The sequence below is a fragment of the uncultured Anaerococcus sp. genome (assembly GCF_963510915.1).
Taxonomy (GTDB): Bacteria; Bacillota; Clostridia; order Tissierellales; family Peptoniphilaceae; genus Anaerococcus.
On the sequence record NZ_CAUPHG010000035.1, the window covers coordinates 1 to 16320 of the forward strand.

The 16320-nt window shown below is 36.9% G+C and carries 18 protein-coding genes; 4 read left to right on the forward strand and 14 right to left on the reverse strand.

The features are described from left to right. From RQ893_RS04435 to sppA, 3 genes are all read right to left on the reverse strand, one after another. Window positions 1-1864 (reverse strand): ribonucleoside-diphosphate reductase subunit alpha (locus RQ893_RS04435; protein WP_311481847.1); only part of this gene is annotated, 1864 nt, incomplete at its 3' end. Window positions 1865-2052: 188 nt separating this feature from the next. Beyond that, window positions 2053-2526, reverse strand: a complete 474-nt coding sequence (locus RQ893_RS04440; protein ID WP_311481848.1) for an RDD family protein — start codon at window positions 2524-2526, stop codon at window positions 2053-2055. Further along, on the reverse strand, window positions 2516-3499 hold the full coding sequence (gene sppA, locus RQ893_RS04445) for a signal peptide peptidase SppA (protein WP_311481849.1): 984 nt from the start codon (window positions 3497-3499) through the stop codon (window positions 2516-2518). The genes RQ893_RS04440 and sppA overlap by 11 nt, the downstream gene beginning before the upstream one ends. A gap of 242 nt (window positions 3500-3741) precedes the next feature. Between sppA and larE the strand changes: the two genes are divergently transcribed. The 4 genes from larE to larC are packed head-to-tail and all read left to right on the forward strand — an operon-like array spanning window position 3742 to window position 6681. Further along, window positions 3742-4575, forward strand: a complete 834-nt coding sequence (gene larE / locus RQ893_RS04450; RefSeq protein ID WP_311481850.1) for an ATP-dependent sacrificial sulfur transferase LarE — start codon at window positions 3742-3744, stop codon at window positions 4573-4575. Next, window positions 4575-5333: a nickel pincer cofactor biosynthesis protein LarB gene (gene larB, locus RQ893_RS04455; protein WP_311481851.1), complete on the forward strand. Its 759-nt coding sequence runs from the start codon at window positions 4575-4577 to the stop codon at window positions 5331-5333. Before larE ends, larB begins: the two co-directional genes overlap by 1 nt. After that, window positions 5333-6256 carry a LarC family nickel insertion protein gene (locus RQ893_RS04460; protein WP_311481852.1) on the forward strand — a complete coding sequence of 308 codons (924 nt, stop codon included), beginning with the start codon at window positions 5333-5335 and terminating at the stop codon, window positions 6254-6256. The genes larB and RQ893_RS04460 overlap by 1 nt, the downstream gene beginning before the upstream one ends. A gap of 38 nt (window positions 6257-6294) precedes the next feature. Then, entirely contained in the window at window positions 6295-6681 is a 387-nt protein-coding gene (gene larC / locus RQ893_RS04465; protein ID WP_311481864.1) for a nickel insertion protein, read from the forward strand. Window positions 6682-7218: 537 nt separating this feature from the next. On the opposite strand, the gene ftsH is transcribed toward larC, so the two are convergent. The 11 genes from ftsH to RQ893_RS04520 all read right to left on the reverse strand — a co-directional run. Next, entirely contained in the window at window positions 7219-9270 is a 2052-nt protein-coding gene (ftsH, locus tag RQ893_RS04470; protein WP_311481853.1) for an ATP-dependent zinc metalloprotease FtsH, read from the reverse strand. Beyond that, window positions 9267-9737, reverse strand: a complete 471-nt coding sequence (locus RQ893_RS04475) for a transcriptional regulator, SarA/Rot family (RefSeq protein WP_311481854.1) — start codon at window positions 9735-9737, stop codon at window positions 9267-9269. The genes ftsH and RQ893_RS04475 overlap by 4 nt, the downstream gene beginning before the upstream one ends. An 81-nt stretch (window positions 9738-9818) precedes the next feature. After that, a complete protein-coding gene (locus tag RQ893_RS04480) occupies window positions 9819-10673 on the reverse strand; it encodes an NAD(P)/FAD-dependent oxidoreductase (RefSeq protein ID WP_311481855.1) in 855 nt (284 codons plus the stop codon). Beyond that, window positions 10673-10981, reverse strand: a complete 309-nt coding sequence (gene trxA, locus RQ893_RS04485; RefSeq protein ID WP_311481856.1) for a thioredoxin — start codon at window positions 10979-10981, stop codon at window positions 10673-10675. The genes RQ893_RS04480 and trxA overlap by 1 nt, the downstream gene beginning before the upstream one ends. Window positions 10982-10990: 9 nt before the next feature. Continuing rightward, window positions 10991-11587 carry a P-II family nitrogen regulator gene (locus tag RQ893_RS04490; RefSeq protein ID WP_311481857.1) on the reverse strand — a complete coding sequence of 199 codons (597 nt, stop codon included), beginning with the start codon at window positions 11585-11587 and terminating at the stop codon, window positions 10991-10993. Next, window positions 11587-12978, reverse strand: coding sequence for a DUF1538 domain-containing protein (locus RQ893_RS04495; protein WP_311481858.1), 1392 nt, complete (start codon window positions 12976-12978; stop codon window positions 11587-11589). Before RQ893_RS04495 ends, RQ893_RS04490 begins: the two co-directional genes overlap by 1 nt. A gap of 65 nt (window positions 12979-13043) precedes the next feature. Continuing rightward, window positions 13044-14063 carry a phosphate acetyltransferase gene (gene pta / locus RQ893_RS04500; RefSeq protein ID WP_311481859.1) on the reverse strand — a complete coding sequence of 340 codons (1020 nt, stop codon included), beginning with the start codon at window positions 14061-14063 and terminating at the stop codon, window positions 13044-13046. A gap of 81 nt (window positions 14064-14144) precedes the next feature. Next, window positions 14145-14618 carry a DUF4446 family protein gene (locus tag RQ893_RS04505; RefSeq protein WP_311481860.1) on the reverse strand — a complete coding sequence of 158 codons (474 nt, stop codon included), beginning with the start codon at window positions 14616-14618 and terminating at the stop codon, window positions 14145-14147. After that, the gene (locus RQ893_RS04510; RefSeq protein WP_311481861.1) at window positions 14615-15178 is read right to left on the reverse strand and encodes a cyclodeaminase/cyclohydrolase family protein; all 564 of its coding nucleotides are present in this window, start codon (window positions 15176-15178) and stop codon (window positions 14615-14617) included. Before RQ893_RS04510 ends, RQ893_RS04505 begins: the two co-directional genes overlap by 4 nt. After that, window positions 15168-16103: a ParB/RepB/Spo0J family partition protein gene (locus tag RQ893_RS04515; protein ID WP_311481862.1), complete on the reverse strand. Its 936-nt coding sequence runs from the start codon at window positions 16101-16103 to the stop codon at window positions 15168-15170. Before RQ893_RS04515 ends, RQ893_RS04510 begins: the two co-directional genes overlap by 11 nt. Window positions 16104-16111: 8 nt before the next feature. Continuing rightward, the coding region (locus RQ893_RS04520) for a ParA family protein (RefSeq protein WP_311481863.1) at window positions 16112-16320 on the reverse strand (209 nt) is incomplete at its 5' end.

Below are 16320 nucleotides of genomic sequence, written 5' to 3' on the forward strand. Positions count from 1 at the left end.
CCCTGTATTTTTTGTTGGTTACTTCCGCATATGGGGTTGGGTAATAGTTTAGGTCGATTACGTTATCAAGAGCCCTTACAACTGTCCTTACAGTTTCTTCAAGCTCTGTTTTATTATTTACATCAAGCTTGCCAAGGGTAAGACTTGCTAGGTTACATTCTACAAAGTCGCCTGGTTTTGTTTTATTGACAATGACAGTGTCCCCATCTTCTGTGATTATCTCTGTAGAAACAGTTTCTGATGGGCTCATGTTTTGGGCAATCTCTGTGCAGAGGTTTGATGAATATATCATTCCCATGTGCTTGTTTGGATTTGCCTTATTAACTAAATCTCTATTAAAGATAAAAGGTGTTCCAGTTTCTGACCAAGACTTGATTAAAAGCCTTACCATGTCTTTAATTGGCATAACTCTTCTTGATACTTCCTTGTCAGCTACAAGTTTAGCATAAAATTCTTCAAATTCTGCACCATAAGTGTCTTCTAAGGCCCCGCCATATTTTTTCTCGACCTCATGTGGATCGAACATATACCAGTCGCCTTCCATATTGTCTTTTACCTGCTTCCAGAAAAGATCTGGCACGCATACTCCAGGAAAAACATCGTGAGCCTTCATCCTGTCATCGCCGTTGTTGGTTCTTAGACCCAAAAACTCTGGCATATCCTTATGCCAAATATCAAGATAAACTGCCACTGCCCCCTGACGAACTCCTAGCTGGTCAACTGCCACAGCTGTATCATTAGCAAGTCTTATCCAGCGGATAACTCCGCCTGCAACTCCTTCAAAGCCACGAATGTCAGACCCATTTGCCCTTACCTTACCAAAATAAAGCCCCATTCCACCACCGTGTTTGGATACTTCAGCGAAATTAGTAATAGATCTGTAAATGCCCTTTAAGGTATCTGGCACAGTTTCTATAAAGCAAGATGAAAGTTGGTTAAATGGTTTTCTAGCATTAGTCATAGTTGGTGTTGCCATAGTTGCCTTGAGGGTTGACAAAATATCGTAAAGTCTTTTTGCAAAGGCAACCCTATTCTTTTCTGAAATTGCTAGATGCATGGCAATTCCCATAAACATCTCTTGGACTCTCTCTAAGATACGACCATCATAATTTGTAATTAAGTATCTTTTCCTCAATAAATCTAGACCTGAGTAAGTAAAAATATCATCTCTCTTATAGTCTAGATATTTTTCTAGATCGTCAATATCTTCTGAAGAATAGTTTTCTAGGATATAGGCCCCGTAGAGGTCATTTTCTGTCAAAAATCTTAACTTTGATTTAAAATCATAAATTTCGTAGCGTTCTTCCTCTTCCCTTATTTCTAAGTTTATCTTATAGGCTAGAAACCTTGCTGCGATTATCTCCCAATCAGGCGCTTCCTTACTGGTAAGCTCACTTGCCGCCCTTATTACAGCATCCAAAACTTCCTTCTCATTCATCTCTGGTTTGACAAATGATTCAAACTTAAAATAAAGTGACTCTATTGGGTATCTTTGGCTATCAAATTCTCTTTGGACCTTGGCTATTATTTCCATTAGGTCCTTATCGCTTACATATTTGGTAAAATCAGATATTACCTTCCTATCCATGTTGTGCTTTGCACGATAGAGGATAAATGATTTAACTTCTCTATAATAATTTTCATCAATTAAATTAAGCTCTACCAAGTCTTGGACTTCCTCGACTGTTACTGTATGATCAACTGGGAACTTTTCCTCAATTGTTCTTACAATTTTCTGAGCAATGTATTCAAGTTTTTCATCAGTTATAGTAGAATCTACCGACTTAAAGGCCTTGAATATGGCTCTTTTGATTTTCTTTAATTCAAAATCAACTTTCGACCCATCTCTTTTAATAATCTTCATTCATAACTCCAAACTAACTACTATATGTAGTGGTATTTTATCGAAATCTATTTCTATCATACCTTATGTAGGGGCTAGTGTGAAATCTAGATAAAAAAAGCACAAAGACCTTCAAAGCTTATCTTTGTGCTATTACTTGTAATATATCTTTCGTTTTTACAATTTATTTTCGCCAAAAACAAATTTACCTAAATTTCCTTTGCGTATAAATCCCTATAGGCATTTTCTTTAACAACTGCTGTGTCTATAAAAAGATCAATGAAACTTTGTTTTTTTGGAGTAACTAGGGCTAGGGCGTAAAGAAAAATAAATTTATTTTGGATATATCTTCCAGCTATTTCCCTTATTAAAATCTGACTGGTTGAAAGTTTTCTATCATCAACTGATACAACTCTAAGACCTGTAATCATCTTTCCTAAAGTCTGTCCCCTGGTGATTAAGGATACAATTGTAAAATAAGCTATGCTTATTATTGTATAGAGGGTTTCTATGAGATCTAAGCCTAATATTTTTGCTCCATCACTGATTGGTAGGATATATTTACCAATAGTGTAAAGGGATCCTACGATAATCATATCTATAATATAGGCTAAAAGCCTTATGCCAAAGGATGAATATGCATAGGCAAAATCTTTTTCTTGAAAAACTATCTTATCTTCCATATACTCCTCCATAGATATACATAGGACCTTGGCTCTTTTCTTCCATTAATTCCTTTAGTATAGCTAGGTCAGAAGAAGACTTTTTCAAATCCCCTACCTTTTGGAAAAGCTGTCTGAGTGAGATATTTGCATAAGAACTTTCAACAACCTGTGGGTCGTTTAATTTGTTTTCCTTGGTCATATCTTCTATTGCCATGTCAATATCGCCAATCTTATCTACAAGACCATTTTTCACTGCTTGGGCACCATCATAAACCCTACCATCAGCAAGTTTTCTAACATCTTCTTCGCTCATATGTCTACCTTCTGCTACGATTTTTACAAAACGGCCAAAGGCAGAGTCTACTAAGGCTTGAAGATAGGCTTTTTCTTCGTCATTTAAGTCCCTACCCATAGTGCCTGTATCCTTCATCTTGCCTGAAACTACGTTTTGTTCCTTAATACCGTATTTTTCAAAAAGTCCTTGGAAGGAACGACCACCCATGATTACACCGATTGAACCAGTAAGGGTTTCATTTGAAGCGTAAATCCTATCTGTAGGGGCAGATACATAGTAACCACCAGATGCTGCCATCTCTTCCATGACAGAATAAACTGGAATTTTCTTTGCTTTTAAATTTTTAATTTCCTTGGCGATTTTTTCTGACACATAAACAGAACCGCCTGGAGAGTTTACAGCTAGGATAACTCCCTTAGTTGTTGGGTCTTTTGCCGCATCTTTAAGCTCATTTATAACAAATTCGCTATTTTCGTCTCCTTGAATGACACCATCTAATGAAATCTTTCTAATTTTTTCAGAAGAGTTTGTTCCTTGAATGACCTCTTGGTCAAAAAGTGTAGACTTACCCCAATCTTTAAGGTAGGCCAAACCTTTTGCCTCATTTTCTTCTTTGGTATCTTTCATAAACATGGAAGCAACGAAGACAAGTGCGGCAAGTCCCACTGCTATCCATCTTTTTGCGTTGTTTTTCATATTCTCTCCTTAAATTTGAATTTTTAGCTAAAAATATTATACCCCAAATGAATCGAGACTTGATTAAGATTATTGCATTTTCCTCTACAATCAGTACAATGAATATGCATTACAATTATCGTTAACACTCGATTACATTGTTATGTATAGCTCCTGCCCGGAGCTATTTACATAAAAAAATTAAGCTGTATTTTAATATAGCTTAATTATTTTTTATTATTCTTCAAAAAAAGGAGGGTTTTATGGAAAATTCTACCAAAAAACTCTACAATATCATGGGAAATTTGCTAAAAGAAAAAATAGTTTTAGCTTTTTCTGGTGGAGTGGATTCTGCCCTACTCTTAAAAATTGCAACTTTTTTAAGGCAGAATGAAAACGATGTAGTCGCTATGTTTTTTGAGGCTCCATCTAGTACAGAAGAAGACCTTGCAAATGCTAAAAATTTGGCAAAAGAAATGCAAGTTAAGTTATATATAAAAGATGTAGATATCTTTGTAGATGACCACATTATAAACAACGAAAAAGACAGGTGCTACCATTGTAAAAGCCATCTTTTTAACCAAGCTATAGAATTAAAAGACGAACTTGGTTACGGCTATGTCATAGATGGAACTAATACCGATGACCACAAGGTTTATAGACCAGGCCTTATGGCTTTAAAAAATCTTGGTGTCGTAAGTCCCCTAAATATGGCTGGTTTTTCTAAGGAAATGGTAAGAAAGCTTGCGGCAGAACTTGGTATAAGTGTTGCCAAAAGGCCATCGGCCCCTTGTCTTTTAACTAGGTTTCCTTATGGCACAAAGATTAGCCCAGCAAAACTAGATAGGATTGAAAAAGCAGAAGCTTTTATAAGGAATCTTGGTTTTATAAAATTTAGGGTAAGAGATCACGCAAATATTGCAAGGATAGAATTAGAACCAGCTGACTTTGTAAAATTTATTGACAAGAAAGATAGGGTCATAAAGGAATTAAGAAAACTTGGTTTTTCCTATGTGACACTCGACCTAGAAGGTTTCAGGTCAGGATCAATGGATGAGGGTCTGACAGAAGAAGAAAAGAAAAAGTGGATCTTATAATGGACAAAAAAATCTTAATCAAACAAATTAAAGAAGGGATAATCTCAGAAGAGGCTGCCCTTGAAATCCTAGAAGACAAAGGATATGCAGACGTGAGTGAAAACGCAAAAATTGACTTCTCAAGAAGGGAAAGACGCGGTTTTCCAGAAGCAATTTACTGTGCATCGAAGGATGACAAGAGCCTTATACAAATTTTTAAGGCCTTTTACGACAGGGGTGAATCTGTTATCGGCACCAGGGCAAGCCGTAGGCAATACGAAATTGTAAAAGAAGTCATTCCAGATGCAGAGTATTCAGACCTTGCCCAAATTATTAGCTTAGACTACTCCAAAGAAAGCGACAAAATCGGCGAAATCGCCATAGTCTCTGCTGGCACATCAGACTTACCTATTAGCCTTGAAGCTGAAATCACAGCTAGGTTTTTGGGCGCAAAAGTAAAAGCCTACAGGGATGTGGGTGTTGCAGGAGTGCACAGGCTCTTAGATAAGACAGAAGAAATTAAAAAAGCAAATGTAATTATAGCAATAGCAGGTATGGAAGCAGCCCTCGCAACAGTGCTTGCAGGTCTTGTTGATAAACCAATTATAGCTGTGCCAACATCAGTCGGCTACGGAGCAAATCTAGGAGGCATCACAGCCCTCCTATCAATGATAAACTCCTGCGCCGAAGGAGTAAGCGTAGTTAATATCGACAATGGCTACGGTGCCGCCTACCAAGCCTGCCAAATAAATAGGCTAATAGCGAAAGGAAATAAATAATGGACCTATATTTTGAAATGTATTCAGGAATCGCTGGCGATATGACCATAGGAGCTCTTTTAGACCTCGGTGCCAGCAAGGAAAAATTAGAAGCAGGAATCAAATCTCTTGGACTTACAGGCTATGATTTGGTTTTTGAAAGAGTAAAGAAAAATGGAATCGACGCCTATAACTTTGACGTAATACTAGCAGGTCACGATCACGACCATCACCACTGTCATTCCCACGAACACACTCACGAAGATGGCCACACCCATACTCACGAACATTGTCATGAACATAATCACGACCATGACCATAATCATGACCATTGCCATGAACACACCCATGAAGACGGTCACACTCATACTCATGAGCATTCTCACGACCATGACCACCCTCATAGCCATGACCATGTTCACAGAAACCTAGCCGATATTGAAAAAATAATCAATTCTTCAGACCTAAATGAAAATATCAAGAAAAACGCCCTAGGCATTTTCGACATCATTGCCAATGCAGAAGCAAAAGCTCACGGTATTGACAAGTCTGAAGTGCATTTCCACGAGGTTGGCGCCATCGATTCTATAATCGACATTGTCGGCACTTGCATCTGCCTAGATGATTTGGGTGTGGAAAATATTTATTTTTCAGACCTCTATGAAGGATTTGGCTATCAAATGTGCGCCCACGGACCAATGCCAATACCAGTGCCAGCTGTAGCCAATATCCTAGCAGATTCTGACATTAATCTAAACTTCATAGGAGAAGAAGGCGAGCACATCACCCCAACAGGAGCTGCCATAGTAAAATACTTCTATAAAAAAGTCCCAGAAAGCTTTACAATCAAAAAAATCGGCCTTGGAGCCGGCAACAGAGAGTATAAAAAGTCTACCAATATCCTAAGGGTAATTGAAATCGAAACTGGTAAAAAAAAACAATAAGACTACTTGAAACAAATATTGACGATGCCAGCGGAGAAATCTTAGGTAATGCCATGGAAAAAATTATGACTATCGCTCTAGACTGCTATTACAGTCCGATTTTCATGAAGAAAAATCGTCCAGCCTATAAATTATCTGTAATCTATAAGGCATGTAACGAAGAGAAAATTGAAGATATAATCTTTACAGAAACCACATCCATAGGGGTGAGAAAATTTGACCTCGAAAGAAGCATCCTCGATAGGAAAATAATAAAAATTCCTTATGGAGATAGAGACTACCTTGCAAAACAAGTTACCTATAAGGATAAAACTTACACCTACCCAGAATACGAATCCGCCAAAGACTTGGCAGAAAATGAGGCAATATCCCTAAAAGAAGCCTACGATTTGATGAGGGCCTTAGTAGTAAATATTGAAAAATAAAGACTAACCAGGACTGAAAAATTGTCCTGGTTTTTTGTGGGAATTTATTAGATTTATTGTCTATCTGCTCTTATCCACTTCCTTAATTTATGTAATTCCTCTTCCTTTGCTGGCTCACCTTCTCGAAATGCTGCTTTGTAAAAATAATCTCTACGGTGCAATGTTCATAGAATATACATAGGATGGAAAAATGTTTAGCTATGAATTCATAGAAGTTGTCCCTGAAGGTGGGTTTAAAGCAGGAAAGACCGATACCTTTGCAAGGTGCAAGGAAATCATAAATGAAAGGTAGGGGGAAGGTTGAGAACTTATACAAATAGTCCCTGTTACCAATGAAAAATGGTCCTCATATTCCTTTATCAATTACACCTTGGTCTTTAAGGTTAATAATTAATTCGCTTTACAAAAAAGGTGAGAAATCCTCGCCTTTTTTCTTGCCTAAAATCACATTTATTGCTAGTATAATTTTTTCTTATTTTACGATCATTTGACCAATAATATCCCGTCAAAAAAGCCAACCCTTAGGCTGGCTTGATTTTACTCATCGTCTTTTGACAAGTCTATAAATCTCTTATTTTCATCTTCTTTTTCAGAATCATTTTCAGTTTCAACTTCTTTTTCAACTGGTTTTTCGTTTTCTTCTGATTTTTCAGATTCTTCTTGTGATTTATTTTCTTCGTTTCCTTCAAGATTTTTTACATCTACATCTGTATTTTCATCGATTTTTTCTTGGCTGACTTCTTTATCCTTTTTTCCTTCAAGAATTTCCATAAATTCTTCTCCAGTTATGGTTTCTTCTTTTAGAAGGTAGGCTGAGATTTCATGTAGTTTGTCGATGTTTTCTTTTAGGATTTCTACTGCTCTAAAGTGAGCGTCAGCTATGATTTTTGAAACCTTTTGGTCAATCTTGTTGCCTGTACCATCTGAAACTATCATTGCCCTTTGACCACCTAGGTATCTTCCTTGGATTTGTTCTAACTGCATGAAGTCAAATTCATCATCCATACCATAGATTGTAACCATATTTCTTGCTATGGCTGTAGCCTTTTCTATATCATTTGACGCACCAGTGGTCTTTGTATTGAAGATTAGCTCTTCTGCAGCTCTACCACCTGCAAAGGTCACGATTTCATCGATTAACTCTTGCTTGGTCATGATATATTTTTCATCCTTATCGACTGTCATGGTGTAGCCTAGGGCACCACCAGTTCTTGGCACTATGGTTATCTTTGTAACTGGTGTCTTATGGGTTTGGATAGCTGCTACAAGGGCATGGCCAACCTCGTGGTAGGCTATGATTTTCTTTTGATCATCTGATATTACAGCATTTTTCTTTTGCATACCCGCTATTACTGTTTCGATTGATTCCTCAAGGTCTGCTTGGGTTAGCTTCTTTCTGCCTTCCCTTACAGCCCTTAGGGCACCTTCGTTTACAATATTAGCTAGGTCTGCTCCGGATGTACCTGCAGTTCTCTTTGCTATTTCTTCATAGTCTATATCTGTTTCTTTTTTGATTTTTTTGGCATGGACTTTTAAGATATCCTCACGTCCCTTTAGGTCTGGAAGTTCTACTTGGACTTGCCTATCAAACCTACCTGGTCTGGTTAGGGCTGGGTCAAGGATTTCTGGTCTGTTTGTTGCAGCAAGTAATACTACTCCTTCTGCCGCATCGAAACCATCCATTTCGTTTAATAATTGGTTTAGGGTTTGTTCACGTTCGTCGTTTCCAGAGTATCCTGACACGTCACGTTTTTTACCGATTGCGTCGATTTCATCTATAAAGACTATACATGGGGCTTTTTCCTTGGCTTGTTTAAACAAGTCTCTTACCTTGGATGCACCCATACCTACGAACATTTCGACAAATTCAGAACCTGAAATGGTAAAAAATGGTACTTTGGCTTCACCGGCAACAGCTTTTGCAAGTAGGGTCTTACCAGTTCCTGGAGGACCAACAAGTAGGATTCCCTTTGGTACCCTAGCTCCGATTTCCTTATATTTGCCTGGGTTGTGGAGGAAGTCAACTATTTCTGCCAAACTTTCCTTGGCTTCTTCCTGGCCTGCAACATCTTTAAAGCTCTTTCCTGTTTCATTTTCCATGTAAATTTTGGCATTAGATTTGCCAAAATTCATGAAATCAGAACCACCTCTGCCGCCCATAGTCTTAGAAAGAGACCTTGATGCGAAGTAGAAGATTCCAATTAGGAAAATAAATGGAAGTACACTTGTAAGGAAAAGTGACAAGTATGGATTCATCCTTGTTTCTATTTCCTTGCCGAAGATTAATTTGTCATTACGCTTTTGGGCTTTTAAAAGTCTTTCTGTAAGGTCTGTATCTTCCCATAGACCTGTTTGGTAGGTCTTTTCTTCCCCTTCGACTTTTGCCTTGAAGGTGTATTTTAAATTGTCTTTTGAAACTTCTGTTACCTGGTCGTTTTCAATCATCTCTACAAATTGACTGTAGGATACTTCCTTAGCCCCATCTTGCTTAGAAATTGGGCTAAATACATATGAAAATATGAAATATATCAATATAGCGCCTATCCAATAATAGAGTAGGGGCCTATTTTTTCTTGGTTTTTGGTTCATATAAATCTCCTTGATATATATTTATCAAGCAGTAAGTCAAGTTCTTTTAATTCTGCTACTATAGTTTCTAAATTAACATCCACAGCATCATCAGGGAATTCTTCTCTAATCTTATAGAAATATTCTCCCAAATCCTTACTTGCAGCTATTCCTACATCAGTTAACCTGACATTAACCACTCTTTCGTCTTCTTCGCTTCTTATCCTATCTACAAAGCCTTTTTTCTCAAGTTTCTTGCAGATATTGGATATATTACCTCCTGTAACACCTATTATCTTTCCTAGATTTCCTATAGAAACATCGCTGTCACTGGAGTAAAGGGCGATTATTATCTTTAGTTGTAGAGGTGTTAGGTCTAAACTGTTGGCAGTTTCCTGGAGTAACAAGTCTATTTTATGAGATATTTCTCTAATCATAGAAAAAATAGTATTGTTAAATTCAAAAAAGTTAATGTGTTTATCTGGCATAGCCACCTCCTAATATTATTATTTTACATATCTTAAATTTTATGTCAATATAAAAAGCTATGTTTTACACCTATTATATTTTTACCAATTTTCTTCAGCAAGGTAAGTAGCTGCTTTAAGGGCGGCAACCTGGCCCTGGCCAACAGCCTTCATAATTTGGTAGGGTTTGCCAGTTATATCTCCTGCAGCAAAAAGTCCCTTGATAGAAGTTGATGTGTCCTTGCTTGTAAAGATATGGTTATCTTCCATTTTTATACCTGGCACCAATCTTTCTACCTTGGAAGAATCTTTTTCTATAAAAAATCCATCAGCAAGGATTTCTCTACCAGATTTAAAAATAAGTTTTTCTACCCTTTCGCTTCCTTCAAAACCAAGAGGAATCTCGCCTTCGATTACTTCTATACCTGGATTTAGGTTAACATCCCTACCAGTCATATTTACAAAAACGAGCTCTTCTACTATCTCTGATGTAAAATTTGCTTCAGCTACAGATTCGTTATTGTAGCCTATAACCACGACTTTCTTTCCCCTATAAAGGGCGGCGTCGCAGGTCGCACAATAATTCACGCCCTTAGCAAAAAACTTATCTTCATTGGTCAAATCTTTTTTTAACTCAATACCAGTTGCCATAATTACAGACCTTGCTTCCACCATTTCATTTTTGGTTTCAATGGCGAAATAAGATCCCATAGCGTAAATGGTCTTAACCTTCCTGGTATCTCTTTTAATTTCAAAATCTTTTAGGGAATTTTTAAAAGCTTGATTTAATTCTAATCCTGTGACATCTTTAAATCCCAAGTAGTTTGAAATTTTTTTAGTTTTTATCAGTTTTTCAGAATCTTTTCCAAAAAGGACCACCGACTTATTTCTTATTTTTGAATTTAAAGCGGCGCTAAGTCCTGCAGGACCTGCGCCGATTATCGCAATATCATACATTATAGGAATTTTTCCATTTCCTCTACAAGGGCTTCTTTAGGATGAAAACCTATTAGATTTCCCTTTAAAACTCCATCCTTAAATATTAATAGAGAAGGAACTGCATTTATATTATATTGGGCAGCTATTTCATTTGACTCATCTACATCTACTGTGTAGATATCGTAGCTAACCTCCCCTGCTAATTGATCTAAAATTGGTGCTTGCATCTTGCATGGTCCACACCAAGTTGCAGAAAAATCTACTAGGCAAAGACCTGTGCCATTTTCTACCTTTTCTCTAAATTCAAATGTATCTAATTTTTGCATATATGCTCCTTAATTACTTTGCTCTACCAAACCAGCTACGTGATTAACTGGTAGTGAATATATTATACCCTTTCCTTGGCTTTCTAAATCCATTTGTTCATAAATTTCTTTTTGAATTTTTTCTGCCATGTCTTTTTTAACCAGCATAATTACCAGGTCTTTTTCTGGTTCTATATTCATCGACAAAAACAACTTGCTTTTTACAGCCTCGCCTGACCCCCTGCCATGGATAACTGTTGCCCCCCTTGCTCCATTATCCTGGGCTATGTGGATGGCTTTTTGGCCTTGGTGTCTGTCGACAATTACATACAAACAAACATATTCCATTTTATTTTCTCCCTCTAATGATGTTGAAAATGCCACAGCTGAATTGACCGCTTGTAGCTTTTCAGATATATTTTCTATTACCTTCTTTACAAACTCTTCTTCTATAAGGGCAGTAACTATTTCTTTTTTTGTCTTATCTATGGCAAGGCTTGCTAAAACATGACTGGGTGCAGAGCCTTCACCATAAAAACAACCGATTGCTGTAGCGCCATGGTCTTTTAGAATATTCATGAATTTACTTCCCTTACCCCTTGGTAAGATTATTCTTAATAATTGCATTATCTCGCTCCCTTATACAAATTTCCCATTATCATAATGGTTAAAACTGGCATCATGGCTACAAAAGAAATTACTCCAAAACCATCAGCAATATTGCCCGCAACTCCTTGACAAAATGCAAGGATAAAAGTAGCAGTCATAGGCCCTGATGCCACTCCTCCCGAATCAAATGCTATACCAACAAAGATTTGATCAACCCTCCTTGATAAAATAAGTGAGATTAAAAATCCTGGTACAATTAGCATCCAAAGGGAAAAACCTTCAATCCTTATCCTAAAAATCGCAAGCATGACCGCAAAAGCAACTCCAATTGACAAGGCTATTAGGATATTTTTCTTTGGGATAGAACCACCTGTTACATCTTCTACTTGTTCAGATAAAACAGCAACTGCTGGCTCTGCAAGGACTACAAGTAGCCCTAGGACAAAGCCAATCAACGGCAAGAACTTGCTATCTGATAGGCCTTCCCCCATGACTCTAGCAAGGTCCATAAAGCCTCCCTCAACACTAGTTAAAAAAATTATAAGCCCAAGATAGGTATAAACAAGACCTAAAGAGATAGACTTTATTTCTCCCTTTTCTACCTTAAAATAAAAATGATTCATTATATAAAATACAAGGGCAATTGGCACTATGGCAAAGGTTGAATTGATAAAGCCTGACATAAGTGGGGAATGGGAGACTCCTTCTGCCACTATTTCTCCACCACCGCCTGAAAATAAATTCATCAATAGACCGGCTAGGATTGGTCCTGTTGAGGCAAGACCAACAAGACCAAAAGAATCATCTTCACTCTTCTCGCCCTTGAGGCCCGCAACACCAAGGCCAAGAGCAATGATAAAAGGTGTTGTCATAGCACCTGTAGTTGCTCCTGATGAATCAAAGGCTATGGCATGGCCCATTTCTTCTGTAAAAATCATTAGGATAAAAACCGTCCCATAGATTAGGCACATCATTGTTGATAGGCTAATATCCTTACAAATCCTATAAAGACCTGAAGAAATCATTATTCCTACCCCGATGGAAATAATCATTACAATCACCTGGGCAGGGATTCCAATGGCGGATGTGACTTCTCCTGCAAGTATTAAAAGGTCTGGTTCTGCGATTGAAATTGTAAAGCCAATAAAAACTCCAAAAACTATTACCTTTATTAACTTATCAAATCTTGCAAGAAATTCTCCCATCATTGAACCAATCTCTGATACAGATATTTCCACTCCAGTTAAAAACACCCCAAGACCCAAGATTACTCCAATACAACCTAAAAAGAAATTGATTAGCAATTTGCTTTCAACCCCTACGAAAAAATTCAAAATTATAACTAGGATGGCAATGGGTATTACTGACTTAGACGTGTTTTTTATTTCATTTATAAATATAAGGCTCACCTTCTTTCTTAAAATTTCATAAAAAAAGAGCAACCAAATTCATTGATTGCCCTAATATTGTTTTATTATTTATTTGCTGCCTCAGCTGCTTCTCTAGCTCTTTCAGCTGCTTGCATAGCTGTAATGATAGCTATTTCATATACATCTTGTGCAGAACAACCTCTTGAAAGGTCATTAACTGGTGCATTAAGTCCTTGGAGTATTGGTCCTAGGGCCTTGTAACCGCCAAGTCTTTGAGCTATCTTGTATCCAATGTTACCAGCTTGTAGATCTGGGAAGATAAATACATTACACTTACCAGCTACGTCAGATTTTGGAGCTTTGTTTTTAGCTGTTGCAGGATCTATTGCCGCATCAAATTGGATTTCACCAACTATTTTGATTTCTGGATTGATTTCCTTAGCAAGTGCTGTTGCCCTAGATACCTTGGTTGCAAGGTCGTGGTGGGCAGAGCCAAAGGTTGAGAATGAAAGCATAGCTACATATGGGTCAAGACCAAAAGTCTTAGCTGTATGAGCTGTTTCTACTGCTACTTCTGCAAGTTCATCAGCTTCTAGAGTAATATTTACAGCTGTATCTGCAAATACTAATTGTTGTCCATCTGGTCCTAACATTACCATTACACCAGATACTCTTTTTCTACCTGGGATAGTTCTAATAATTTGTAGGGCTGGTCTGATGGTATCTGCTGTTGTATGGATAGCACCTGAAACAAGACCATCTGCAAGTCCAAGCTTTACTAGCATAACACCAAAGTAGTTTAGGTCTCTCTTTAGGATAAATTCTGCTTCATCCCTATCAATCTTGCCTTTTCTGATTTCTGCAAATGCATCAACCAATTCATCAAATTTTTCAAAAGTTTCTGGATTTAAAATCTTAATATTTGAAATGCTTTTGCCTAATTTATCAGCTGTCTTTTGAATTTCGCCTTGATCACCTAAGACTAATGGGGTGATTAATCCCTCTTCTTGGTGCTTGATAGCTGCCTCAAGCACTCTTGCGTCACTACCTTCTGGTAAGACTATGGTAAGGTTTTTCCCTTTTATTGCATTAATAGCTTCTTCTAGAATTCCAATTCTTGCCATTAAATCCTCCTTGTTATTTACTACTTTTATTATATTATTTATCTGATATAAAGCTAGTTTTTTTGCAATTTTTTTGCAATTTTATCTTTTAGCTTTATTAAGAGCCTTAGTTTCCGCCTCAGATAGTTCTTCCTTAGAGGAACCGTTTACAATTTCTTTTAAGTAGACATTAGCTCCATCACTTCCATAAAGACTTGTTAGAATAATTCCATTGTGAAAATTATCTAGCATGCAAAGAGCAAATGATAATTCACGACTCTGTCCCTCAAAGGCATCGAAGTGAACGACTGCCATATTTGATACAGCTCCCATAGTTGTATCCTTAGCATCAGAGGCAGTTTTATTTATATTTCTTAGCTCCTTGTGGGAGGATTCAATTTGGTCATTTAAGTTATTTAATAATTCTTCGATATTTACATCTGGGTCGTTGCCCCTTAAAAGATGGTCATATCTTTGTTTTTGCCTACGAGTCCTATCTTGGAGACTTTTTATCATAGCAAATTGTAAAATTACAATTAAAGCTAGAAGTCCCATCCCTACATATAATCCTGTCAAGCTTTCCTTCTTTCTATAATATTTCTATTATTCTCATATAATTTATTAGCTTCATCTAAAACTTCCCCAATATTATACTTATAATTTGTATCTTTTAAATTCACTTTAAGGGTCGGTACAGATGATTTTATCGCACTTATAAGCATCTCATTAGCTATTTCTCCATCAGTAAGAGTAGTAGCTTTTCCATGCTCTAGGTAAAAGGCAAGAACTTCCAAAGCTTTGCTTACTAAAGTGTTTAGCCTTATCTGTGGCTTTGATGCATCAACAAAATACTTCTCGTCAATAGGCCCTTTTTCCTTATACTGGTCTATTAAAAGAGATGCATAGTAAATATCATCATCGGCACACCCTACTAGGAGGTCTGATATTTCCTCCATGATCCTACGCTTATCTTTGGCTTCTTCTTTTAGGTCACCCCAGTCATTTCTTTCCATCATAAGGCATAAGTTCACAGCTAGATTGGCTGTTAATATTACAATAGCACCGCCACCTGGCTTAGCATTTATCTTCCTAGTTTCTTGGATTAGCTCTCCAACTTTCAAGTCATTAATCTTCATAAGAAATCCTATCATAAATTTTTTCTATATCTTCTATAGAATAACAATCTATGATCAATTTATAAGCATCCTTGGATTTTTCTATTGAAACCTTGGTTGCTAATTTATCCATAAACTTTTCCTCAAAATCGTCAAATAAAAGGGAGTCAAGATTTGGAAGTTTTTCTCCATCATCTTTTTTGATTTTCTTTTCTGACTTACCTGTTAGGTCTATATAGTTTTTATGAGGAAGATTTCTATCCTCTCTTGAAATTTTTTCCACATCACGAACAACGGCTTTTTTGTTAATATAATCATCTAAAGCTTTATCTCTTTTTTCTTCATCTTTTAATGACAAAAGACTTCTCGCTTGGGATGGGGAAATTGATCCCTCACTAAGAGCAGATTTTTCCTCTTCACTCAATTTTAATAACCTAATAGTATTGGCTATATAAGATCTAGACTTGCCCATTTTCTTGGCTATCTCATCTTGGGTTAAGCCATAGGTGTCAGCAAGTTTTTTATAGGCTGTTGCCTCTTCTATAGCTGACAAATCTTCCCTTTGAACATTTTCTATAAGAGATAAAACTTCTATATCTTTTTGATTATAAACCTTTATTATAGCGTCTATAGTTTTGGCTTCGTTTAAAAGACTTGCCCTATACCTTCTTTCGCCGGCAAGAATTTCGTAATAATCACCAGCCTTGGTAACTGTAATTGGGTTTAAAAGCCCATATTCTTTTATAGATAAGGCTAAGTCCTCTAGAGATTTTGGGTCAAAATCTGTCCTTGGCTGGCCATCTCTTGCTTTTATTTTCCCTATTGGAAGGCTTACTACCTTCGAAAAATCACCTTCCTCTTCATGAAGAGATTCTTTTTTTATTTCTTCTTTTATATCTGGTATTAAAGAGCTCAAGCCCCTTCCCAAAGTTCTTCTATTGGTCATCTATCCTCCTAATAATTAATCATTGTTTTTCTAATTATTTCAGAAGCAAGGCTAATATATGCCATAGCTCCCTGGCTATTAGGATCATATTCTATAGCAGATTTCCCATGCGAAGGTGCTTCCGCAAGCCTTACATTTCTTGGAATCATAGTCATAAAGACCTTATCCTTGAAAAATTTTTTAACTTCTTCTACAACCTCGGTAGCAAGCTTTGTTC